Here is a 23,674-nt window from a genome sequence, read left to right as displayed (position 1 = left end):
CCGGCTGCTGCGGGGAAAGGCTGGCCGTTTGTCTTGACATCTGCGGCGGGAAGGGAAAGGAAGGTTGACCACCTGCACGTGAATGAGACGATGATCGAAACAACAATTGCCCTTCAGGAAGCCTGCGAAAAGCTGGCTCAGTCAGACTTCATCACCATCGATACGGAGTTCTTGAGAGAGACGACCTTCTGGCCGGAACTCTGCCTGATCCAGATGGCGAGCCCGACAGTCGAAGTTCTCGTCGATCCGCTGGCAAAAGGGCTCGACCTCAAGCCCTTCTTCGAGCTGATGGCGAACACGGCGGTCACCAAGGTGTTTCATGCCGCGCGCCAGGATATCGAGATCATCCACCATCTCGGCAATCTCGTGCCGCACCCGATCTTCGATACGCAGGTCGCCGCCATGGTGTGCGGCTTCGGCGACAGCGTCTCCTACGACCAGCTGGTCAACCGCATCAAGGGCGTGCAGATCGACAAGTCGTCGCGCTTTACCGATTGGAGCCGCCGGCCGCTTTCCGAAAAGCAGCTCGACTATGCGCTGGCTGACGTCACCCATCTGCGCGACGTCTATCTGTCTCTGAAAGAACAACTGGAACGTGAAGGCCGTGCCCTCTGGCTGACGGAGGAAATGGCGGTTCTCGAGAGCGCGTCGACCTATGATCTGCATCCCGACGATGCCTGGCTTCGTCTGAAGTCGCGGCTGAGGAAGCCAAGCGAACTGGCGATCCTGAAATTCGTCGCCGCATGGCGCGAACGTGAGGCGCGCAGCCGCAACGTGCCGCGCTCGCGCGTGTTGAAGGACGATGCGATCTACGAGATTGCCCAGCAGCAGCCGAAGGATACCGAAGCTCTCGGACGTCTTCGCACCGTGCCGAAGGGCTGGGAACGCTCATCCTCAGGCGCCGCGATCGTCGAGGCTGTCAATACGGCGCTGGCGCTGCCGAAGACCGAGATGCCGCATGCTCCGAAGCATGTGCATCTGCCAGAAGGCACGGGCGCTGCCGTCGAACTCTTGAAGGTTCTGCTGAAGCTCATTTCCGACAAGCAGGGCGTTGCCGCCAAGGTGCTCGCCAATACCGACGATCTGGAAAAGATTGCTGCCGAAGGCGAGTTGGCCGAAGTGGCCGCCCTTTCCGGCTGGCGTCGCGAACTGTTCGGCGACACGGCGCTCAAGCTGATTCAAGGCGGCGTGGCGCTGCGCTTCGTCAACAAGAAGGTCGAGGCGGTCGAGCTGTAAGGCTCGTCCTCACCGTCATTCATCATACAAGGGATCGGCCACCGGAGCTCCGGAGCGCGATCCCTTTTCGTTTAAATCCCAGTTATTTGCAGCGTTCCAGGCCGGCTCCGCGACGCTTGAACTACCTGCTCTGGCACCGTCAAGAAACCGACGTAAAACCTTCATCCAAGCGTCAACCGATCATCACCCTACCGTCATGCGTCCCGCCTATCGACGTCGCGTGTTCTTCTCATTCGAACAGGTGATTTGATGACCAAAACCTTTTTAGCCTCCGTCTTCGTAAGTGCCCTCCTCGCCGGCACGGCATTGGCCGACGACAAGGAGTTTCCCGCAAAGCTCGCGGGCCAGGCAATCCTGCCGGCCAATACGGTGACTGCTGCTCCAACCGATGCGCCTGAGTTTCTCAAGACCTCGGGCAAGTTCACGACGCCGGACCGCAAGCGCACGGAAAAGCTCGGATCGATCGACGGCAAGGACGGTGTTCGCGTCACCGACGTCAAGCTGCCGTTCAACGGTCAGCCGATCCAGGGCTTTTCCGGGATCAAGGCGATGGCAGACGGCACGTTCTGGACGCTCTCCGACAACGGTTTCGGCTCCAAGGCCAATTCCTCCGACGCGATGCTGTTCCTGCACCAGGTGAAGTTCGACTGGGCGACCAACAAGGTCGATGTCGTCAAGAACATCTTCCTGTCGGACCCGAACAAGATCGCCCCCTTCCCGATCGCCATGGAAGGCAGCGACAAGCGCTACCTGACCGGCGCCGATTTCGACATCGAATCGATCCAGCCGGTGGCAGACGGTTTCTGGCTCGGCGAGGAATTTGGCCCCTATCTGATCAAGGTCGACATGCTCGGCCAGCTGACCGATGTCGTTGCCACCACCGTCGACGGCAAGAAGGTCACCTCGCCTGACAACCCGACCCTTTCGATGCCGGCCAACCCCGCCGCCAAGATGCCGGTCTTCAACCTGAAGCGTTCGGGTGGCTATGAAGGCATGGCACTATCGAAGGATGGGCAGAAGCTTTACGGCCTGCTGGAAGGCCCGATCTTCCTCGACGACGGCAAGGTCGAACAGGCCGATGGGCGCACCGCGCTGCGCGTCATCGAATTCGACATCGCTTCGAAAAGCTGGACCGGTCGTTCCTGGCTCTATCCGCTGTCTGAAAAGGGTGTCGCGATCGGCGATTTCAACATGCTGGATGCCACCACCGCGCTCGTCATCGAACGCGACAACGGCGCCGGCACCAAGGACAAGGCCTGCGCCGATCCGAAGCAGCCGAAACCGGATTGCTTTGATGCGCCGGCCGAACTGAAGCGCGTCTACAAGATCGAGATGACCGACGCCAATGTCGGCGCGGCCGTCCGCAAGATCGGCTATATCGACCTTCTGAACATCAAGGACCCCGACAACAAGAAGAAGGCTGGCTCGAAGGACGGCATCTACGACATGCCGTTCGTGACGATCGAGAATGTCGACCAGATCGACGCGACACACCTGATCATCGGCAATGACAACAACCTGCCCTTCTCCGCCGGTCGCGCCGTCAACAAGGCTGATGACAACGAGTTCAGCCTGATCGAAGCCGCCGAGTTCCTCAACGCGAAGTAAAGCAGTGAGGTCGTGATCCGCAGGCCTCTAGAGCCCGGACATCACCACGACGAAACCGAAAAGGGTATCTGCATCGGCAGGTACCCTTTTCGACTCCATGACACTTCGAACCTGGACGTATTAAAGCTCAGGTATCGCCCGGATCTACCATTTCAGGACGTCGTTAAGCGACGATGGCGCCTTCAAGCTTCTGTTCAAATTCGTCGAAGGGTCGTTGAGTTGGCGAACGATGTCGCTCTTTTGCGACGAGGAAAGATTGCTCCCCGACTGCCGCAGGATCAGGATCTGGTTATTGGCCACACCCTGATCTGTCGTATCCTTGGCAGCGTTTACGCTCAGCTCCACGGCCCGCGGATCCTGCAGGCGGTACAGAAAATCGGCTGCCTGGTAGCGAATGGTCTTGTCCGGATCTGCGGCCGCCTGAATCAGCAACGGAAAATCCTCAGCGGCCAACTTTTGCGACAGAGACGACGCCAGGTTGGGGTCGGAGCGGATCATTTCTGCCAGGGCATAGACCACGCCGAGCTTGACGCGGTAATCGTCCGGCGATGCGTGCAGCGCAGACAGCATCATGGGCACTGCGACAACTCCGGCAGAGACCAGAAAGTCGCGGGAATTGCGCCTCAGGAACGTATCCTCGTTCCGTAGGCCGGCAAGCGCCTTCTGAATTTGGTCGACCGATGCTTCCGGCCGAACCGCCGCCTGAGCGAACGCGCTCAGATCCCACCATGCACCTGTCGTGCTGCCGCTAACCTCCGCTGTCGGCCCAGGTGAAAGCGTATCCAGTTCGGACAGGAGAACCAGCGAGCCGTTCTTGACCTGCCGCGCATTATAGTCGAAGCGCCACTGGACCGGCCGGCCTTCGGCGAAAATTGCCCGGATTTTCTGGGCATCGCCGATAAGCTCGAAATACTCTTTGCCAGCTTCCTTTTCGATTGTATCGACCTGCATCCGCATCTGCGTGCTTTGTAGCGATGTACCGAGGCCAAGAAACTTGATCCGTCGGACCATGGCATCCTTGTAGATGTAGAGCGGCTCGTCATCGATTATGCGGATATCGGCGACATGCGAGAAGTCGCCGCTGATCTCGCCTTTAAACAGCGCCGGCGTGCCAGGCGGCGTAAATTGCTGGAGCATTAGAAACAGAACGACTGCCATGGCGCCGGCCCCGGTCACCGACCAGCCGGCCCAGTTCCCTGCAACCTTTGCACCGAACGCCGCAAGCACCAGCCCGAAACCGACGCAGATGGTCAGCGAGGAGGCGGTCTGGCTGCGTCCCAAGAGAAGGATCGCAGTACCCAGCAGCACGAGAAAGAGCCCGACGGCCACGCCGGCAACAAAGTATTTTTCCGGAAAATTGTTCTCGGGCGCCAGCGCGTTATTGGCCCCACGGTCCGCATGATTGTTCGCGCCTTGATCTGCCACTGCCATGTTCGAGCCCCCCTCGAAGCCAACACCAACATAAGGCATGCCTGTTCAACCGAAGATAAGCCGAAGCCCGCTCGGTTGCAACCGTCTAGATCTGATGCATCTGTTCTCGCAACAGCTGCTATTCGAACACGAAGGCGAGCTTCTTGCCGGTCAGCTTGGCAAGCTGCTGCAGCCGACCTTCCAGCCGCTCGCCAGCGAAGTTGCGGTAAGCGTGCGGCACGACGAATTCCATGTCGAGATCGGGCGAACTCGACTGGCGGAAAGTCAGGTTATTGACGATGCCGGGCATCGAAGCCGAGAACAGATAGACGACCCGCAAAAGCCCGCCGAGCAGTTTGGCGAGCTCAAGAAGCCGCGGTGTCGCGATCGTCGAGAGCGGACCGGTGGCACCGTCGTCGCTCAAACCCTCGAACCGGTAGTAGTTGGCGAGCGCCAGATAGGCGCGGCCCGCATGGGTAATCCCGACGAAGGACGAGTGGGCGATGACGTTAAGTGCCTGGGCGCCGCGGTAATCGGGATGCGCACGCCAGCTGATATCGGCCAGCAGGCAGGCAGCCCTGCGATAGCGGCTTTCTTCCTCGGTCTCGGTAATGCCGAAGAACGGCACCATGCGGCCGGTCCAATCGGCAAGCTCGCGCGCATGTTCCGGCGAACGCGCGCGCAGGATGGCAAGCTGATCGGCAGCCACGACCAGCGGATCGGCCTGCTTTTCCTCATCCGGCATCAGATGATAGAGATAGCCTTCCCGCACGCCCTGCGCCGAAAAGCTGACGACCGACGGCTTCATGACGGAGAGCACTTCCTGCAGGGCCACGGCGCCGAAGGGCAGAAGCGAACGACGGCTTTTCGAGACGGCCTGCCAGGCAGGATCCTTGGAATCCTTGGCATCGATCACGTCCTCGAGGAATTTCTGGATTTCCTCGAAGGTCAGTTCATACCCCTGCATCATGTGCAGCGGATATTTGGTGATTTCCATGTGCAGTTTGGCGATGTTGCGCCATGTGCCGCCAACGGCGTAGAAGGTGCGGCCCTCGCCCTTTTCCAGGAAGCGGGCGGTATTGACCTGCTTGCGGGCAAAGGTGCGCGCCTTGGAAATGGAGCCACCTGATGATTCCGACAGGCGCAGGCCGCCGAGAGGCAGGGTGATCCCCTTGCCGAACTCATGTCCCTTGATGTCGATCAGTTCAAGCGAACCGCCGCCAAGATCGCCGGCAACGCCGTCGACCTCGTGGAAGCCGCTGATCACGCCGAGAGCCGAATACTTGGCTTCTTCCTCGCCGGACAGAAGCTGGATTTCCTGGCCGAGAATTTCCTCCGCCTTGGCGATGAAATCCGGGCCGTTGGAGGCTTCGCGGGCGGCGGCCGTTGCAAGGACGTAGATTTCCGTCGCCTGCGCCTGGTCGGACAGCGCCTTGAACCGTCTGAGAGCGGCGAGCGCGCGCAACACGCCCTCGTCGTCCATCCGGCCGTTCGAGCCGAGACCCTTGCCAAGACCGCACAGAACCTTCTCGTTGAAGAGAACGGTCGGTGCCCTGGTCAGGCCTTCGTAAATCACCACGCGAACCGAGTTCGAGCCAATGTCGATGACGGAAACAGGGGCGATGCCAGGCAGGCGCCCTTGAGCTTCAGATCGTACCATGCTGCCTATTTCTTGACTGTTCTTGCCGGCTACTTTTTGCGTCCGGACATGACGCCGGCAATCAGTTTCGGAGCGCTGGATTTCAGGGCTTCACCACGCCCCGAGAGGCTAGGATTGGTCATGAAATAATGCTGCGCGTTGAACGGTTCTTCACCCTTGCGCACTTCCATGCGCCTTGACGTACCGTCCGCCAATATCTCGTAGCTCTGTTGATTGTCAATGAGATTGCCCAGCATGATCTGTGAAAGAACCTGCTCGTGCACGGTCGGATTGAGCAGCGGCACCAGCGTTTCGACGCGGCGATCGAGGTTTCGGGGCATCATGTCGGCGGACCCGATGTAGAGCAGAGCCTTGTCCGAAGGCAGGCCGTAACCGTTGCCGAAGCAGAAGATGCGGCTGTGTTCGAGGAAGCGCCCGACGATCGATTTGACGCGGATATTGTCGGAAAGACCCGGCACCTGCGGGCGCAGGCAGCAGATGCCGCGGATGACCAGATCGATTTCGACGCCGGCGCGGCTGGCGCGATAGAGCGCGTCGATAATCTCGGGATCGACCAGTGAATTCATCTTCATCCAGATCGCGGCCGGAGCTCCCGCCTTCGCGTGCGCGATCTCTTCTTCGATGTGTTTGAGAATGCGCGGTCGCAGCGTGTAGGGCGACATGGCGATCTTGGTGCTTTCCTTCGGCTCGCCGTAACCGGTGATAAAGTTGAAGATATTCGCCATGTCGTGGGCGATCTTCGGGTTGCAGGTGAAGAAGGAAAGGTCCGTGTAGATCTTTGCGGTGATGGGATGGTAGTTGCCGGTACCAAGGTGGCAGTAGGTTCTCAGCTTGCCGTCCTCACGGCGCACCACCATCGACATTTTCGAATGTGTCTTGAGCTCGATAAAGCCGAACACGACCTGCACGCCAGCGCGCTCCAGGTCCCGCGCCCAGCGGATGTTGGCCTCTTCGTCGAAGCGTGCCTTCAACTCGACCAGCGCCGTCACCGACTTGCCGGCCTCGGCCGCATCGATCAGGGCTCGGACGATGGGGCTGTCGTTGGAGGTTCTGTAGAGGGTCTGCTTGATGGCGAGGACGTCGGGGTCGCGTGCTGCCTGAAGAAGAAACTGCACCACAACGTCGAAACTCTCGTACGGGTGGTGGACCACCATGTCCTTTTCGCGGATGGCGGCGAGGCAGTCTCCGGCGTGTTCGCGGACGCGTTCGGGAAATCGGGCGTTGTAGCTTTCGAACCGCAGATCGTCGCGCGGCGCCTTGGTGATTTCCGACAGCGTGTTGAGTGCCAGAAGACCCGGCAAGACCGCGACGCGGTTGTCCGGAACGCCGAGTTCCTGCACCACGAACTGGCGCAGTTCCGCCGGCATTTCCGAATCGGTTTCGATGCGGATGACCTTGCCGCGACGGCGGCGCTTGAGCGCCGTCTCGAAGAAGCGGACCAGATCTTCGGCTTCTTCCTCGACTTCGAGATCGCTGTCGCGGATGATGCGGAACGTACCGCCGCCCTTGACCTCGTAACCGGGGAAAAGCCGGTCGGTAAACATGGCGACCGCATCTTCTAGCGTGATGTAGCGGATCGTGTTTGCGTCGTCGGGCAGACGGATGAAGCGGTCAAGCGTCGTCGGCAGGCGCAGAAGACCCGTCATCGGCTCCTTGCCGTTCAGGCTGTGCAATTGCAGCCCCATCGAGAAGCCAAGATTGGGGATGAACGGGAACGGATGCGCCGGATCGATCGAAAGCGGTGTCAGGATCGGGAACAGCTCGTCGTCGAACGTCCCGGACAGCCAGTTACGGTCTTCGTCCGAAAGCGCTGCCGGACGGACGATCAAAATCTCTTCCTGCGCCAGATACTGCTGTAGCACGGCGAGCGAAGCCTGCTGCTCCATCTGCAGATTGTCGATTTCCTGCAGGATCGCATCCAGCTGTTCTGCCGGCGTCTTGCCATCGGGGCTCTTGATGACGATGCCCTGGCGGACCTGCCCCTCGAGACCGGCAACGCGCACCATAAAGAATTCGTCGAGGTTTGCAGCCGAGATCGACAGGAAGCGGATGCGCTCCAGAAGCGGATGCGACGCGTTCAGCGTTTCCTCGAGAACGCGGCGGTTGAACTGCAGCCAGGAAAACTCGCGGTTGATGAACCGCTCGGGGCTGGAAAGCAGCGCCTCACCCATATCCACCGCTTCGTCCCTGCTGGCTGCCTCGCCCTTTTTGGGCTGCTCAATCTCGGTCGTCATCGATTCCATCTTCATCCATCCCAGAGCCAGCCCCATAACCGGTATGCGTGGGGCCGTACGATACGTTTGACGACGCGACAGTCATAGTCAATTGCCGGCGCAGACGTTGCTAATCATTCGGTCCGGCACTGCCGAAATCCTTGAGGACTTCGGTTGCCAGAGGACGGGTGATCCGGGTCCCGCGCGCCAATGCCAACCGGTCAAGCCGGTCGACGATGGTCTGCGCAGCGCCCAAAGATCGCTCCATCCTGGTGACGATGTAACTGAGAAGTTTGTCATCAATATAAAGCTGACGATCGGCAAACAGTTTTACCATCACCTGGGCCAGCAATTCCTCATCGGGCTCGCCGATTTCCACCACGGTTGCAGCCTTCAGCCGTGATTTGAGGTCCGGCAGCGTCACGGACCAGGACATCGGCCACAGCCGCGATGTCATCAACAAAGTGCGGCCATTCTGGCGCACGGCATTGATGACGTGGAAAAGCGTCGTCTCGTCGAAGTCGCGCCGATCGGCGTCCTCAAACAGCACCGGGCCGTCCGCTGCGACAGTTGCTGCATTCGAACCCGCGATCGGCTGGATCTCGGCAGCCCCTGCCCGCTCCCGCCAGATATAGGCGAGATGCGACTTGCCGGAACCGACGGGACCCGCAAGGATCACGACCGGCGATGGCCAAGCCGGCCATTCATCGACGATCGAGACCGCGGCGGCCAGCCGTTCGGAGACCAGGAGATCATCCCGGCTCTGCGCGGAATCATGGGTGAATTGCAGCGGAAGCTGTTCGCTTCTGCGCTGGTCGCGTTCGCTCGATCCGGTCATTCGCTTTTCAGATGTCTTTCTGGTCGCTCTTGGGAGCATCGAGACGCTGCATGCCGGTATTTTCATTGACCACGGCCTGTGGCGCCCCTTCCCACGGCAGATCTACCGATCGGCCGTAATAGAGATCGCTGTCAAGATACCGTGAGATCGCGAAGCGGACAAGCACGCCGACGACTGCCGCTGCGGGCACGGCCAGAAGAAGACCGACAAAGCCGAACATGGCACCGAAGGCAAACAGCGCAAACATCAGCCAGACCGGATGCAGACCAACGCTTTCGCCGACCAGCTTCGGCTGCAGGATATTGCCTTCCAGGAACTGGCCGGAAAAGAACACGGCAGCGACCGCCATGATCCACAGATAGTCCGGCCAGAACTGTACGAGCGCCACACCGATCGCCATGATCAGACCGATCATCGAGCCGATATAGGGAATAAACGAGATCATGCCGGCGACGAAGCCGATCAGCAGGCCGAAATTCAGGCCCACCAGCGACAGACCGACGGCATAGTAGATGCCGAGGATGAGGCAGAGCGATCCCTGCCCGCGAATAAAGCCGGCGACGGATCCATCCATGTCGCGGGCGATATCGCGCACCGTCTGGACCTGATCGCGCGGGATCCAGCTATCGACCTTCGATACCATCCGGTCCCAGTCGAGCAGCAGATAGAAGGCGACGACCGGGGTAACGATCAGAAGCGACACGACGTCCACGATCGCCTTGCCGGAGTTCCAGATCTGCGCAAACAGGGTACCGATGAAACCGGCGCCCTGGCTCAGCACTTCGGAGAAATTCTGTTTGACGGTCTCGATCTGGCTGGAGACCCAGCTCGGCAGGAACGAGTTCTCCGGGTTGGAAATGATCTGCTGCAACTGGGTGATGTAACCGGGCAAAGCGGCGGCGAACTGGGTGAACTGGGTGACGATGATCGGGATGACCAGCATCAGCGACAGCGCGAACACCGTGACGAACGAGACCAGGATTAGCACGGAAGCCATCATCCGGCTTAGTCCGCGGCGCTGCAGCCAGTCTGCGACAGGATCGAGGAAATAGGCGAGCGCCATGCCTGCGACGAAGGGAAGAAGGATGGAGCTGAAAAACCACAGAAACAGCGCGAAGATGAAAAGAACGGCTGCCCAGAAGAAGACATGGCGGCGAAGGCTCGCTCCGCTGATATGATAGGGCATCTTTACGTCCTTTTTTGCACTGCATTCCCGGTATCACGCATATGAGCCCGGACCGGGTAAGGTCAAGATCGGCATCGACTTCGCCGCGTCGCCAGAGGCCGGGCCTGTGAAAAGCCTTGAAAGCCCACGCTTCTGCTTGCATCCTCCGCCTTGTCATGCAATGGCGGGCCGGAGATTTTTGCGCAGCCGCACCACGCCGAAAGGTCTCGATCTTCGGTTCGCGCGGCATGTCCCAACGGAGAATTACGATGAGCGAGACGGGCAAGAACGGTCTCACCTATAGCGATGCCGGCGTCGATATCGACGCGGGCAACCTGATGGTCGAGAAGATCAAGCCGGCGGTACGCTCAACCCGCCGTCCCGGCGCAGACGGCGAAATCGGTGGCTTCGGCGGCCTGTTCGACCTGAAAGCAGCAGGATTTACCGATCCGATCCTGGTGGCTGCCAATGACGGCGTCGGCACCAAGCTGAAAATCGCGATCGATGCCAATTTCCACGACACCGTCGGCATCGATCTTGTCGCCATGTGCGTCAACGACCTCGTCGTGCAGGGCGCAGAGCCGCTGCTGTTTCTTGACTACTTTGCCACCGGCAAGCTTGATCCGGACCAGGGCGCTGCCATCGTCAAGGGCATCGCTGCGGGCTGCGTGGATGCAGGCTGCGCGCTGATCGGCGGCGAGACGGCGGAAATGCCGGGCATGTATTCCGATGGCGACTACGACCTTGCCGGCTTTGCCGTGGGTGCAGCCGAACGTGGCCAGCTTCTACCGGTCGGCGACCTGGCCGCCGGCGACGTCATTCTCGGCCTGACCTCCTCGGGCGTGCATTCCAACGGTTTCTCGCTGGTGCGCAAGATCGTCTCGATCTCCGGCCTCGGCTGGGACGCGCCTGCGCCGTTCTTCGACGGCAAGTCGCTCGGCGAAGCGCTTTTGACGCCGACCCGCATCTATGTGAAGCCGCTGCTGAAGGCGATCCGCGAAACCGGCGCCCTGAAGGCGCTTGCCCACATCACTGGCGGCGGCTTTCCCGACAACATTCCGCGCGTGCTGCCGAAGAACCTGGCGGCCGAAGTCGATCTCGACTCGATCCCTGTTCCGCCCGTGTTCTCGTGGCTGGCAAAGACCGGCGGCGTGGAGCCGAAGGAAATGCTGCGCACGTTCAACTGCGGCATCGGCATGATCGTCGTCGTTTCGGCTGAGAATGCGCAGACGGTGACGGATGTGCTCACCCGCGAAGGCGAAATCGTCGTCCCGCTCGGCCGCATGATCGACCGTGCAGAAGGCGAAGCAGGCGTCGTCTACAAGGGCACGCTCGGTCTATGAGCGAAGCACTCGCCAGCGTGCAGAAGAAGCGCGTCGTCGTGTTTATTTCCGGCGGCGGCTCCAACATGCTGTCGCTGGCGGACGCCTGTGAAGATCCAGGCTTCCCGGCCGAAATCGTTGCCGTCATCTCCGACAAACCGCAAGCCGGCGGGCTTGCCAAAGCTCAGGCGCGGGGCATCCTGACGCTCGCATTCGAGCGCAGGTCCTTTGCCGGCAAGGCCGAACACGAGGCGGCTATTCTCGAGACGCTCGCGGATATCCAACCGGATATTATCTGTCTTGCGGGTTATATGCGGCTGATTTCGGGAGAGTTCATTTCCCGCTACGAGGGCCGGATGCTCAACATCCACCCATCAATCCTGCCGTTGTTTCCGGGCTTGCACACGCATCAGCGCGCGCTCGATGCCGGGATGAGGGTCGCCGGTTGCACTGTGCATTTCGTGACCGAAGGCATGGACGAAGGCCCGATTGTCGCGCAGGACTGCGTGCCCGTTCATATCGACGACACGCCTGATACGCTCGCCGCACGGGTACTGACCGTCGAACACCGGCTTTACCCGGAAGCGCTTGCGCTTCTGGCAACGGGAGGCGTCAGTCTCAAGGCCGGCAGGGCAAAATTCGACCCAGAGGGTTAGTACACTTCCGCGCCGCACGCCGGCGATACCCATCCGGCGTGCAGCGTTCATCACTTAGCTACGCAGGAACGCCATCAGGTCGTCCGTCAGCTGCTGCTTGTTCGAGGCAAACAGCCCGTGGGGCGCGCCGTCGTATTCGATCAGCGTCGCGCCGGGGACCGCGGCAGCGGCGGCACGGCCGGACGTCTCGATCGGCACGGTCTGGTCGCCTGTTCCGTGGATGATCAGCGTCGGCACCTTGAAGCTCGGCAGGTCCGGACGGAAATCCGTCGAGGAGAAGGCCTTTGCGCAAGCAAGCGTTGGCCAAAGACCCGCCATCATCGTCTGCTGGAACGACCAGTCGAGCACGGCTTCGCTCACCGACCCGGTGAACACGCCGACGCCGTAGAAGCTTTTCAAAAAGCCGTGGAAGAAATGCGCCCGGTCTTCCTTCATGCCGGCCGTCATCTCGTCGAACACCGACTGCGGCACACCATCAGGGTTGTCGGGCGTCTGCGCCATATAGGGCACGACCGACGCGATCAGCGCGGCCTTGGAAACGCCCTTGCCACCGTGGCGCGACATATAGCGGGCAACCTCGCCACCGCCCATGGAAAAGCCGAACAGTGCTGCATCCTGCGCGCCGGTCGCCTCGATGACATCGGCAAGATCGTCGGCCAGCGTATCGTACTCATAACCGTCCCACGGCTGCTCGGAGCGGCCGAACCCGCGTCGGTCATAGGAAATGGCGCGGAAACCGGCGTTTGCTGCCACCACCGCGAAGTCGTCCCAGGTGTCCGACGTCAGCGGCCAACCGTGCATCATGATAACGGGACGGCCGGTCTTCGGACCCCAGTCCTTGACATAAAGCTGCGTTCCGTCGCGGGTGGTGATCATGGTCATCTTTGCATCCCTTCTTCTGGCAATGGAACCAGTCTAACGGGAGGTCTCTGGCAATTGTTCCCCGACATGGAAGCGATGCATCCCTCCCAACGACCAGCCATTTGACGACCGGCTTGGCGCGGACTACCTTGGATTGAACCGGAGGTGTGAGATGACGATCACGGTCAAGCTGGGTGATGCGAAAACCGAACTTTCCGAGCTCCTGCCCCTCGTCGAAGCCGGCCAGGAGGTGGTGATTGCGCGTGGCGAAACACCGGTCGCGCGGCTCAGCCCGATCGCGGCCACGCCCGGTATGAGTGCTGAGTTCACCGAAGAACAACTCGCGCGGCGGCGGGCCCTTATTGAGACGATCATATCTGAGCGCGACGCTCGAATGTCCGCCACTGCCGAAGAAATCGACGAATGGAAAAAAGAAGGTCGGCGTTAGTGCAGACTTTCGTGGTTGATGCCTCGGTTGCAGCCGGCTGGTTCATAGCTGATGAGGCCAATCCATATTCGAACCATGTCTTGAAAGTCTCAGTGGCGTTGGGCGCGGTTGTGCCTGACCTTTTCTGGCACGAAATGCGCAGCCTGCTGACTATCGCCGCCCGAAGGAAGCGGATCGTCTTGGAAGATGTTGCTACATCGATGACACGCTTGCGAGAGCTGGAAATCACGACCGTCACAGGGCAAGAGGACGGGCGTATCCTCGAGCTGATAGCCCGTTACCAGCTATCCGCCTACGACGCAGCCTATCTTGCGCTGTCGCTCGAGCAAAACCTCGAACTCGCAACGCTCGACAAGCAGTTGATCGCGGCAGCCCGGTCGGCCGGGTGCAGCCTCGTGCGGGCCTAAAGCGCCGCCCGGTTAAGCACGGCCCACTGCAGCAGCATGATAGTCTTGGCATCGATGATCTCGCCGTCAGCGATCATCGTGACGGCCTTGTCGAGCGGAAACTCCAGCACTTCTATATCCTCGTGCTCGTCGGCGAGCCCGCCACCCTCGTTGATCCGGTCGGAAAGATCAATCGAGGCGTGGAAGAAGTGGATGACCTCGGTCACGGAGCCCGGCGACGTCAGTGCCTTGAAGACGAAACGCACGTCGCGGATCCGGTAGCCGGTCTCCTCCATCGCCTCGCGGCGGATCGCGTCTTCGGCGTCTTCGCCATCAAGAAGGCCGGCCGGGACCTCGATCATGAAGGACGGCTCGCCGATGAGATGCGCGGGCAGCCGGAACTGTTTGACGAGGACGACGATATCGCGTTCGCGGTCATGTAGCAGGATGCAGGCGGCCGGCGTGCGATGGAAAACCTCGCGCTTGATCCGCTGCGTCTCGCCGTTGCGATCAGTATAGTCGAGTTGATAATCGGAAAGCCGCGTCCAGCCCTGCGACAGCGTCGTATCGCTGACGATCTTCACCCGGTCATTCACGTCGCTCATGCGATTTCCCTGCGTAGCCAGACCTTGTTGTCGTGCACGGCAGCACCTCCGAAAGGCGCCACCGGATCGGCGCCGGTGAGGACGTTGATCCCCTCGCCGTCGAGATGCGCGTCGTTGGGCCACAGTCCTTCGGCGATCAGCACGCCGGGTTTTGCGCCGGCCACGAGTCTCGCATGCAGACGGATCTCGCCCCGACGGTTGCCGAGCGTCACGATATCGCCGTCGACGATGCCGAGACCTGCGGCGTCGGTCGGATCGATCATCACGTCCGGCCGCCCTTCCTTCTCCACCGAGCTTCTGGTCTCGGCAAAGGATGAATTGAGGAAGCTGCGCGACGGCGAGGTCGCGAGGCGGAACGGATGCTCGGCGTCGGCCGTCTCAATCACATCGACATGATCGGGAAAACGCGGCAACTGTGCGTGTGGCCCGAGCGGGCCGACGCTGTCGGGCGTCCGATCCGGCGATGGGCCGTTGATCCAGTCGGGACTGAAGCGGAATTTGCCGTCCGGGTAGCCGAACCCGTTGATGTAATGCGCGGTGTCGAAATCCGGCTGCGCATCAATCCACTTGTCGGCCTTCAGCGCGTCATAGGAACCCCAGCCGCTGGCAGTCAGGATACGATCGATATGGGTGCGTTCGTCCATGCCGAAGCCGGCGAACCCGTCGACGCCAAGACGCTTGGCCAGTTCCTCGATGACGAAAAGGTTGGTGCGCACCGTTGCCGGCGGTTCGACCAGTTTCGGGCCGAGCAGGATATGCTGATGCCCGCCGCCGCGATAAAGGTCGTCATGCTCAAGGAACATGGTCGCGGGCAGAACGATATCGGCAACCTTTGCCGTATCGGTCATGAACTGCTCGTGGACGGCGGTGAAAAGATCGTCGCGCAAAAAACCTTCGCGCACGAGGCGCTGTTCCGGCGCAATATTCATCGGATTGGTGTTCTGGATCAACAGCGCCGTCACCGGTCCGCGATGACGCAGCGCTTCCGCGTCGCCGGTCAGCACACGGCCGATCTGCGACTGGTCGAGCATGCGGATGTCCGGATCCTTGTAGGCCGTGCCCATCAGCTCGGCCTTGTTGAATCGATATATCTCGCCGTTGTTGTGGAAGGCGCCGCCGCCTTCGTGTCGCCAGGAGCCAAGCACGGTCGCGATCGACAGCGCCGCGTGCATCGCCGCCGTACCGTTGCGCTGACGGGAGAAGCCGTAGCCCAACCGGAAGAAGCTCTTCGGCGTGGTGCCGACGAGCCTGGCGAACCCCTCGATTTCCTCGACGGCGAGGCCTGTGATCGCCGACGCCCATTCCGGCGTGCGGCTTTTCAGATGCGCTTCGAGGCCAGCCGGATCATCGGCATATTTCGCCATATAGGCGCGGTCGGCATAGCCGTCACGGAAGGCGACATGCATCACGGCGCAGGCGAGTGCTGCATCGGTGCCGGGGCGCAGCACCAGCTTGACGTCGGCCTGCTTCATCGTCGGATTGTCGTAGATGTCGATGACGACGATCTTGGCGCCGCGCTGTTTGCGGGCCTTTATCGCATGGGTCATCACATTGACCTGGGTGGAGACGGCGTTGGTGCCCCAGATCACGACGCAATCGGATTTCGCGATCTCGCGCGGATCGGGGCCGCGCAGGGCGCCGGTGCCCATCACATAGCCGGTCCAGGCCATGTTGGTGCAGATTGTGCCCATGAAGCCGGAATATTTCTTGGCATGGCGAAGGCGCTCGATCGAATCGCGCTGCACCTGCCCCATCGTTCCCGCGTAGAAATAGGGCCAGACCGCTTCGGACCCGTGCTTCGCTTCGGCCTTGACGAAAGCGTCGGCGATCTCGTCAAGCGCCGCTTCCCAGGAGATTTCCTGCCAGAGCCCTTCGCCCTTGGCACCCATGCGGCGCTGTGGCACCATCAGGCGGCCGGGATGATAGATGCGCTCGGTATAGCGCGCGACCTTGGCGCAGATGACGCCGGCCGTGTAGCTGTTGTCGGACGAGCCGCGGACACGACCGATCCTGCCATCCGCGGTCAGATCGACATCCAGCGCGCAGGCGCTCGGACAGTCATGCGGACAGACGGTATGGCCGACGGAAGTGTGACCGACGACGGGGCTTTCGGGAATGGGGGTCGCAACGTTCATGGCTTTTCTATATGGCATGGCGACGGCTGCAAAAAGGGCCATTTGCAGCGCATCAATTTTATTCAAGCGAGACACAAGCTGAGATGAACTATCGGCACATCTACCACGCAGGCAATTTCGCCGACGTCCTCAAGCACGCCGTCCTGTCGCGGCTCGTTCTTTATGCACAGAACAAGGACAAGGCGTTCCGCTTCCTCGATACGCATGCGGGCATCGGGCTTTACGACTTATCCTCCGAAGAAGCGCAGAAGACCGGCGAATGGCTCGACGGCATCGGCAAGCTGGTCGATGCCGAGTTTTCTCCCGAAGTGGCCGAAATCCTTGCGCCCTATCTCGGTGCCGTGAAGGAACTGAACCCGAAGGGTGGCGTCAAGTTCTATCCCGGCTCGCCGAAACTCGCGCGCATGCTGTTTCGCCCGCAGGACCGTCTCTCGGCAATGGAACTGCACCCGGAAGATTTTGCCCGCCTGTCGCGCCTGTTCGAAGGCGACTACCAGGCACGTGTGACCGAACTCGACGGCTGGCTGGCGCTCGGTGCGCATCTGCCGCCGAAGGAAAAGCGCGGCATCGTGCTGATCGATCCGCCCTTCGAGGAAGAAGGCGAATACGACCGGATGGTCAGGGGTCTCGCCAATGCCTATCGCAAGTTCTCCGGCGGTACCTATTGCCTTTGGTACCCGATGAAGAAGGGCGCGCCGATCAAGGACTTCCACGAGCAGCTGAACGCGCTGGATATCCCCAAAATGCTCTGCGTCGAGCTGACCGTGAAAAGCGACCGCGATCTTGTCGGCCTAAACGGCTCGGGCCTCGTCATCGTCAACCCGCCTTTCACGCTCAAGGATGAGCTGCATACGATCCTGCCCGCGATTAAGACGGCGCTGGCACAGGATCGTTACGCCTCGCAGCGATGCTTCTGGATAAGAGGTGAACACACCGACGCCGAGGCTTGACCCGTCGGCGCATCCCTTTCATGGTGCGGCGCGACTGGAGGCCGCCCACCATGAAACGCTTGTTCGCCGCCCTTGCAGGCCTCGTCGTCCTTCTCGCCTTCACTACTGCGTCGACGGCGCAGGATCGGCAGCGCAACCGGAGCCAGCAAGGCTCCGAGGACCGTGCGGGCGCTTTCGATTTCTACGTCCTCTCCCTGTCCTGGTCGCCGACCTTCTGCGCGTCCGATGACGGAGGCCGAAACCGGCAGCAATGCGGCACCGACAAACGTTTCCGCTTCGTCGTACACGGGCTCTGGCCGCAATACGAAACCGGTTTTCCGGATTTCTGCCGATCGTCGGAACCCGATCGCGTGCCGCGCCAGCTTGGTGAGAAACTGTTCGACATCATGCCGTCGATGGGCCTGATCGGTCACCAGTGGCGCAAGCATGGAAGCTGCACCGGCCTCGACCAGCCAACCTATTTCGACACTGTCCGCAAGGCTTTTGAGCACGTCAAACTTCCGGCGGACCTTGCTGGCGGGCAAAGCCCGCTTAAGCTTTCCCCAGATGCCATCGAGCAGGCCTTCATTTCCGCCAACCCGGGTCTTTCCCGCCGCGGTATCGCTGCGAGCTGTGAGGGCGAAAAGCTCGATGAAATTCGTATCTGCCGTAGCAAGGATCTACAGTTTCGCGATTGCGCGGAGGTCGACCGCCGAGGCTGCCGGATTGGCCAGGTTACGCTTCCTCCGGCCCGCTGAAATCCGCTTGCTCAAGATGACACCAGCGGCCCTCGATATCAGAACAAGGACATACCGATGAAGATCCTCCACTCCCCGGCCTCGCCCTACTCCGTCAAAGTTCGCATGGCCGCCCGCCATCTCGGTCTCGACGTGACCGAAGAAAAGACCGACACGAATGCGGCGCCTCCCGAACTCATCGACAACAATCCGCTCGGGAAGATCCCGGTTCTGATCCGCAAGAACGAGCCGCCGGTCTATGACAGCGTCGCGATCATGCACTTCCTCGATCGTCACTCCGGCGGCAAGCTTTACCCGAAGAAGGACGTGAAGCGGACCGAGGCGGAAGTGCTCGAAGCGCTCTGCGACGGCATTACCGATAGCCTTCTCGCGATCGTCTACGAGCGTCGCTCGCGCGAGGAGGAAAAGGTCCACCAGCCCTGGATCGACAAGCAGTGGGACAAGGTGGTGCGCGGGCTGGACTATCTGGAAAAGAACCTGCCGAAGACCGGCAAGAAGCTGCATGGTGGCCATTTCGCGCTTGCCGCTATGATCGGTTATCTCGACCTGCGCTTTAACGGCCAGTGGGCCGAAGGTCGTCCGGAACTCGCCTCCTGGCCTGACACGTTCTCCAAGCGCTTTCCGGCCTATATGGAAATGAAGCCCTACGCCTGAACCGAATGAGGTCCGCGGCCGCCCTAGAACTCTTGGGTTGCCGCGGATCCCGGCACAACCTGCCGGTCGTTCGAGACCTTCTCCCATTTGCACAAGCAATTGAAACGCTTGCCCTCCGGTTTTCCTCCGCTACTATGACGAGAACGGCGGGAGGCCGTTTGAAGCAATTCGGAGGAATTTCATGAAGCGATCAGCGTTGACGCGGCGAACCGCCCTGCGCCTTTCCGTAGTCCTTGCAGGCTCGGCCCTGTCCCTGATGTCACTGGGACTTTCAGCCACCGGGGCTGCGGCCCAGTCGTTTCCCGACCAGACGATCACCCTCGTCGTGCCGTTTGCAGCCGGCGGATCGACGGATGTTGTCGGTCGAGTCGTGGCGCAGAAGATGGGCGATATCCTCGGCCAGCAGATCGTGGTTGAAAACGTCGCCGGTGCCGGCGGCAATCTCGGGGCTGACCGCGTCGCGCGTGCGGAGCCGGACGGTTACACAATCCTGATGGGCACGGTTGCGACCCACGCGCTCAACCCGCTGATCCTGAAGCAGAAGCCCTACGACCCCGAGAAGGATTTTGCGCCCGTCTCGCTACTGGTCATCGTGCCGAACGTTCTGGTCATCAATCCGAAACTGCCGGTCAACACGGTGGCGGAACTGGTGGAGCTCCTCAAGAAGGAGCCGGAGAAATATTCTTACGCGTCGTCTGGCAACGGCACGCCGCTGCATCTCTCGGGCGAATTGTTCAAGGCGATGACCGGCGTCAAGATGGAGCATGTCCCATACAAGGGCGCGGGTCCTGCCCTCAACGACCTGATCGGCAACCAGATCTCGATCATGTTCGACAACCTGCCCTCCTCGTCTCCGCATATCAAGGCGGGAACTCTGAAGGCACTGGGCGTCACCACTGCCGAGCGGGCAGCTTCTTTCCCGGACGTGCCGACGATTGCCGAGACGGTACCGGGTTACGAGACCTACACCTGGAACGCCCTGTTCGCACCGGCCGGCACGCCGCCTGAAGTGGTCGCAAAACTGAACGACGCCGCCAACAAGGCGCTACAGGACCCGGCAGTTGTCGCGAGGATGAAGGATTTCAGCGCCAAGATCGTCGGGTCTACCCCGGAGGAACTCGGCAAACACGTGACAGCCGAACTCGCAAAATGGACCCCGGTCGTCAAGAACGCCAATATCCAGATGGACTGACCTTTATACCGACCGAAAACCACGCATAAAAAAGCCCGTTGGTGACAACGGGCTTTTAGATGAGAAGCCGGGAAACGCTCCCGGCTTTTTGTTGTTCTTATTAGAACTTTACGCCGATACCGACCTTAACGCTGTGATCGTCGAAGCCCTTGGAGACGTTGCCGCTGTCGAGGCTGTAGTCCTTGGCTGCGAAGTCCGTGTAGCGGTATTCGATACGGGTCGTGATGTTGCTGGTGACGAATGCTTCAGCACCGACGCCGACCGTGTAACCAACGGATGTCTTGTCGTCAGACGACGTTGCATCCTTGAGTTCGTTGTTCTGCAGCGCGACACCAGCCGTACCGTAGATCAGGAAGGGGTTGAGGTCGTAACCGACGCGGCCGCGGACCGAACCGTCCCAGCCAGCTTCGCCACGGTAACCGCCGGACGTTCTGCCGTCCTGGCCGTTGTAGCCGACGTCAGCTTCGATACCGTACACAACCTGGCCGCTCTGCCAGTTGTAACCGGTATAAGCACCGCCGCCTGCACCCTTGGCATTGTAGTCGCCACCGCCGAAACGGCCCCAGTCGTAGGAACCGGTGGCGCCGAGGTAGAAGCCCTGCCACGTAGCGGCCGGTGCGACTTCTTCAACAGCCATAGGAGCTGCAGGGATCTGGTCGACGGCGTCAGCAGCGCTGGCCGAGGAAATTGCAATAAAGCTGGCAGCCGAGGCCATCAGAGTCGCGACGAGAATACGCATACCTTTTTCTCCGTTTGGCGCATCGGCTCAAAAACCACTTCGGGTTTCGGAAGGTCCGACACGAGTATTCCTAATTGCTACAACGTCCCTGCGCACCCTTTCGGGTATCGGCGCTGTAGGCTGCCGGGCAAGTGTCACATCAACAGAGTTGACGACAGCTTTGTTCCCTGCTGGCTGAGGACGAATTTGGGGGGCAATTGAGGAATTGAAAGAGCCGAAATGTGAATTGTTTGTGGCAGCTAGACGGCTAAATTTCGATGTTGCTTCATCGCCACAGGTATATCGTTAAGGATAATCAGACGTTAATCGCACTATAGAGCATTTTACATTTCTTGATCGTTTCTTAACATTGCGAACAAACGCTGTCAAACAGCCTCGACACATATCACGACTCCGAGAGGCGCGAGATTTAGCCTCCTTTATTCGAGTTTAACTCAAATTTAGCCGAGCAACGCATCAACGCCATCACAGCATCCTGCAGAACTCCTACTTGCAAATCGTCATTTCCGGTCGAAACGAGGCCGAATTCCTGCCGTATTCGCTTCCAGGACCCCGCGAGCACGTTTGCTGAGAGAGAAATGCAGGCGTGGTGGCACGCTTCCAAAGCTGCCGGCAAAACACTATCTGTTGGTGAACAGCTTCAGCCCCGAGTCGCCGATTTCTTCGGGTTGGATGATCACAAAGACGAGATGAGCCCGCAGAAATAGTCGTCTGAACTGATTCTGCCGGCGGAGACATGCGATGAACGCGAAGAATGTGCCCGATGGCGGCGTTCTTTATGACGGAAACGAAGAAGACGACGACGATGCCCTGGCACCGGAAGCGGTCGCTGCGGCTATCACCACGTCCATCGACTGGAACGAGGCTGTCCGCCACGACACGGGCCTCAAGGGCGCCGACCTGATCGCCGAGTTCGTCAAGCACCTTCCGAACGCGCCGGGCGTCTACCGGATGTTCAACGAGGCCGGCGACGTGATGTATGTCGGCAAGGCGAAGAGCCTCAAGAAACGCGTCAGCAATTATGCGCAGGGCCGACTGCATTCCAACCGCCTCACCCGCATGGTGCGCGAAACCACGCATATGGAATTCGTCACGACGCGGACGGAGACCGAGGCGCTGCTGCTTGAAGCGAACCTCATCAAGCGGTTACGTCCGCGGTTCAACGTTCTGCTGCGCGACGACAAGTCGTTCCCATACATTCTCATCAGCGGCGATCACCGTGCCCCTGCCCTGATGAAACACAGAGGCGCCCGCGCCCGCAAAGGCCAGTATTTCGGACCGTTCGCATCGGCGTCTGCCGTTGGCCGCACGATCAACTCGCTACAGCGTGCGTTCCTGCTGCGCACCTGCACAGACAGCGTGTTCGAGAGCCGCACGCGTCCCTGTCTTCTTTATCAGATCAAACGCTGTTCCGGCCCCTGCACCCATGAAGTCAGCGACGAGGGCTATGCCGAGCTCGTCAAGGAAGCCTCGGACTTTCTTTCGGGCCAGAGCCAGAACGTGAAGACCGTCATCGCCAGGCAGATGTCGGAAGCCTCCGAAGACATGGATTTCGAGCGCGCCGCAATCTATCGCGATCGGCTGGCAGCGCTCAGCCACGTCCAGAGCCACCAGGGCATCAATCCGGCCGGCGTCGAGGAAGCCGATATCTTCGCCATCCAACACGAAGGCGGGCTTACCTGCATCCAGGTGTTCTTCTTCCGCACCGGCCAGAACTGGGGCAACCGCGCCTATTTCCCGAAGGCCGATCCGCAGATGGCGGGAGCGGAAGTCCTCAACGCGTTTCTCGCGCAGTTCTATGACGACAAGCCGGTTCCCAAGCAGATCCTGCTGTCGGAAACGGTCGAGGAGCAGGAACTGCTGGCGCTCGCGTTTTCCGAAAAGGCGGGACACAAGGTCTCGATCCTGGTGCCGCAGCGTGGCGAAAAGCGCGATCTCGTCGATCACGTCGCTGCCAATGCGCGCGAAGCACATGGCCGCAAGCTGGCCGAAACATCGTCGCAGGCGCGCCTTCTCAAGGGTCTCGCCGAAACTTTCAGCCTGCCCTACCAGCCCCGGCGCATCGAGATCTACGATAACTCGCATATGATGGGCACCAATGCCGTCGGCGGCATGGTCGTCGCGGGTCCGGAAGGATTTGTGAAGGGCCAGTACCGCAAGTTCAACATCAAATCAACCGACATCACCCCCGGCGACGACTTCGGCATGATGCGAGAGGTCATGACCCGGCGCTTCTCGCGACTGATCAAGGAAGAAGGCATTCCTGATCGCAGCATCTCGACGCCGAAACCCGTCGAGGCGACCAGCGATGACATCAACGATGCCGCGTTTCCGGCATGGCCCGATGTCATCCTGATTGATGGCGGCCAGGGCCAGATGACGGCTGTGCGCACCATCCTCGACGAACTTGGCATCCGAGACGTGGTGACGGCGATCGGGGTGGCCAAAGGTGTCGACCGCGATGCCGGCCGCGAACGCTTCTTTGCCGATGGCCGCAGCGATTTTTCTCTGCCGCCACGCGATCCCGTCCTCTACTTCGTCCAGCGCATGCGCGACGAAGCGCACCGGTTCGCGATCGGCTCGCACCGGGCCCGGCGCAAAAAGGAGATGATCAAGAACCCGCTCGACGAAATCGCCGGCATCGGGCCGGGCCGAAAGCGCAAGCTGCTGCAGCATTTCGGCACCGCAAAGGCCGTGTCCCGCGCAGGTCTCAACGATCTGATGGCGGTCGAAGGAATTTCCGAAGCGGTGGCCAAACAGGTCTATAATCACTTCCACGAGAGCCGAAGTGGATGACGATGAACGACATGCATGGGTCATCAAAACAGCGTATGCATCTCAACCAACTGTAAAAAAGCC

General features: G+C 60.4%; 20 protein-coding genes. 11 read left to right on the top strand and 9 right to left on the bottom strand.

Annotated elements, in window-relative coordinates:
• Positions 1-90 precede the first annotated feature (90 nt).
• On the top strand, positions 91-1,236 hold the full coding sequence (gene rnd / locus ASF70_RS12025; protein ID WP_062453294.1) for a ribonuclease D: 1,146 nt from the start codon (positions 91-93) through the stop codon (positions 1,234-1,236).
• Positions 1,237-1,485: 249 nt separating this feature from the next.
• Positions 1,486-2,844, top strand: coding sequence for an esterase-like activity of phytase family protein (locus ASF70_RS12020; RefSeq protein WP_062579932.1), 1,359 nt, complete (start codon positions 1,486-1,488; stop codon positions 2,842-2,844).
• A gap of 144 nt (positions 2,845-2,988) precedes the next feature.
• On the opposite strand, the gene ASF70_RS12015 is transcribed toward ASF70_RS12020, so the two are convergent.
• The 5 genes from ASF70_RS12015 to ASF70_RS11995 form a co-directional block, all read right to left on the bottom strand.
• Positions 2,989-4,275 (bottom strand): HEAT repeat domain-containing protein, encoded by a 1,287-nt coding sequence (locus ASF70_RS12015; RefSeq protein ID WP_139283846.1) that lies wholly within the window; start codon positions 4,273-4,275, stop codon positions 2,989-2,991.
• 118 nt (positions 4,276-4,393) lie between these two features.
• On the bottom strand, positions 4,394-5,914 hold the full coding sequence (gene ppx, locus ASF70_RS12010; RefSeq protein ID WP_062579928.1) for an exopolyphosphatase: 1,521 nt from the start codon (positions 5,912-5,914) through the stop codon (positions 4,394-4,396).
• Positions 5,915-5,943: 29 nt separating this feature from the next.
• The gene (locus ASF70_RS12005; protein WP_062580250.1) at positions 5,944-8,157 is read right to left on the bottom strand and encodes an RNA degradosome polyphosphate kinase; all 2,214 of its coding nucleotides are present in this window, start codon (positions 8,155-8,157) and stop codon (positions 5,944-5,946) included.
• 100 nt (positions 8,158-8,257) lie between these two features.
• A complete protein-coding gene (gene hdaA, locus ASF70_RS12000) occupies positions 8,258-8,965 on the bottom strand; it encodes a DnaA regulatory inactivator HdaA (protein ID WP_062579926.1) in 708 nt (235 codons plus the stop codon).
• A gap of 7 nt (positions 8,966-8,972) precedes the next feature.
• The gene (locus ASF70_RS11995) at positions 8,973-10,151 is read right to left on the bottom strand and encodes an AI-2E family transporter (RefSeq protein WP_062453299.1); all 1,179 of its coding nucleotides are present in this window, start codon (positions 10,149-10,151) and stop codon (positions 8,973-8,975) included.
• Between the two features lie 248 nt (positions 10,152-10,399).
• On the opposite strand from ASF70_RS11995, the gene purM reads away from it, so the two are divergent.
• Both purM and purN read left to right on the top strand, forming a co-directional pair.
• Complete coding sequence (gene purM / locus ASF70_RS11990; RefSeq protein WP_062579924.1) at positions 10,400-11,473, top strand: phosphoribosylformylglycinamidine cyclo-ligase; 1,074 nt, start codon at positions 10,400-10,402, stop codon at positions 11,471-11,473.
• Positions 11,470-12,108, top strand: a complete 639-nt coding sequence (gene purN / locus ASF70_RS11985) for a phosphoribosylglycinamide formyltransferase (protein ID WP_062579922.1) — start codon at positions 11,470-11,472, stop codon at positions 12,106-12,108. The genes purM and purN overlap by 4 nt, the downstream gene beginning before the upstream one ends.
• A gap of 54 nt (positions 12,109-12,162) precedes the next feature.
• Here purN and ASF70_RS11980 read toward each other — a convergent pair whose 3' ends face one another.
• Positions 12,163-12,990, bottom strand: a complete 828-nt coding sequence (locus ASF70_RS11980; protein WP_062579920.1) for an alpha/beta hydrolase — start codon at positions 12,988-12,990, stop codon at positions 12,163-12,165.
• Between the two features lie 151 nt (positions 12,991-13,141).
• Here ASF70_RS11980 and ASF70_RS11975 point away from each other — a divergent pair, with 151 nt between their 5' ends.
• Together ASF70_RS11975 and ASF70_RS11970 are read left to right on the top strand one after the other, a co-directional pair.
• The gene (locus tag ASF70_RS11975; protein WP_062579918.1) at positions 13,142-13,417 is read left to right on the top strand and encodes a type II toxin-antitoxin system Phd/YefM family antitoxin; all 276 of its coding nucleotides are present in this window, start codon (positions 13,142-13,144) and stop codon (positions 13,415-13,417) included.
• Positions 13,393-13,824, top strand: coding sequence for a type II toxin-antitoxin system VapC family toxin (locus ASF70_RS11970; RefSeq protein ID WP_062579916.1), 432 nt, complete (start codon positions 13,393-13,395; stop codon positions 13,822-13,824). Before ASF70_RS11975 ends, ASF70_RS11970 begins: the two co-directional genes overlap by 25 nt.
• On the opposite strand, the gene ASF70_RS11965 is transcribed toward ASF70_RS11970, so the two are convergent.
• Positions 13,821-14,408, bottom strand: coding sequence for an NUDIX domain-containing protein (locus ASF70_RS11965; RefSeq protein ID WP_062579914.1), 588 nt, complete (start codon positions 14,406-14,408; stop codon positions 13,821-13,823). The two genes, ASF70_RS11970 and ASF70_RS11965, sit on opposite strands and share 4 nt — an antisense overlap.
• Entirely contained in the window at positions 14,405-16,543 is a 2,139-nt protein-coding gene (locus ASF70_RS11960; RefSeq protein ID WP_156461815.1) for a molybdopterin oxidoreductase family protein, read from the bottom strand. Before ASF70_RS11960 ends, ASF70_RS11965 begins: the two co-directional genes overlap by 4 nt.
• An 83-nt stretch (positions 16,544-16,626) precedes the next feature.
• On the opposite strand from ASF70_RS11960, the gene ASF70_RS11955 reads away from it, so the two are divergent.
• The 4 genes from ASF70_RS11955 (at position 16,627) to ASF70_RS11940 (ending at position 20,076) form a co-directional block, all read left to right on the top strand.
• Positions 16,627-17,493, top strand: a complete 867-nt coding sequence (locus tag ASF70_RS11955; protein ID WP_062579910.1) for a 23S rRNA (adenine(2030)-N(6))-methyltransferase RlmJ — start codon at positions 16,627-16,629, stop codon at positions 17,491-17,493.
• 50 nt (positions 17,494-17,543) lie between these two features.
• On the top strand, positions 17,544-18,230 hold the full coding sequence (locus ASF70_RS11950) for a ribonuclease (protein ID WP_062579908.1): 687 nt from the start codon (positions 17,544-17,546) through the stop codon (positions 18,228-18,230).
• Between the two features lie 57 nt (positions 18,231-18,287).
• A complete protein-coding gene (locus tag ASF70_RS11945; protein WP_062453309.1) occupies positions 18,288-18,884 on the top strand; it encodes a glutathione S-transferase family protein in 597 nt (198 codons plus the stop codon).
• 181 nt (positions 18,885-19,065) lie between these two features.
• The gene (locus tag ASF70_RS11940; protein WP_062579906.1) at positions 19,066-20,076 is read left to right on the top strand and encodes a tripartite tricarboxylate transporter substrate binding protein; all 1,011 of its coding nucleotides are present in this window, start codon (positions 19,066-19,068) and stop codon (positions 20,074-20,076) included.
• Between the two features lie 100 nt (positions 20,077-20,176).
• On the opposite strand, the gene ASF70_RS11935 is transcribed toward ASF70_RS11940, so the two are convergent.
• Complete coding sequence (locus ASF70_RS11935; protein WP_062453311.1) at positions 20,177-20,815, bottom strand: outer membrane protein; 639 nt, start codon at positions 20,813-20,815, stop codon at positions 20,177-20,179.
• A 741-nt stretch (positions 20,816-21,556) separates the two neighbouring features.
• On the opposite strand from ASF70_RS11935, the gene uvrC reads away from it, so the two are divergent.
• Positions 21,557-23,611 (top strand): excinuclease ABC subunit UvrC, encoded by a 2,055-nt coding sequence (gene uvrC, locus ASF70_RS11930; RefSeq protein ID WP_062579904.1) that lies wholly within the window; start codon positions 21,557-21,559, stop codon positions 23,609-23,611.
• Positions 23,612-23,674 lie beyond the last annotated feature (63 nt).

This window comes from Rhizobium sp. Leaf321 (assembly GCF_001423215.1).
GTDB classification, from domain to species: Bacteria; Pseudomonadota; Alphaproteobacteria; order Rhizobiales; family Rhizobiaceae; genus Neorhizobium; species Neorhizobium soli.
The sequence above is the reverse complement of the archived record's forward strand: the minus strand, read 5'-3'. Positions and strand labels throughout refer to the sequence as shown.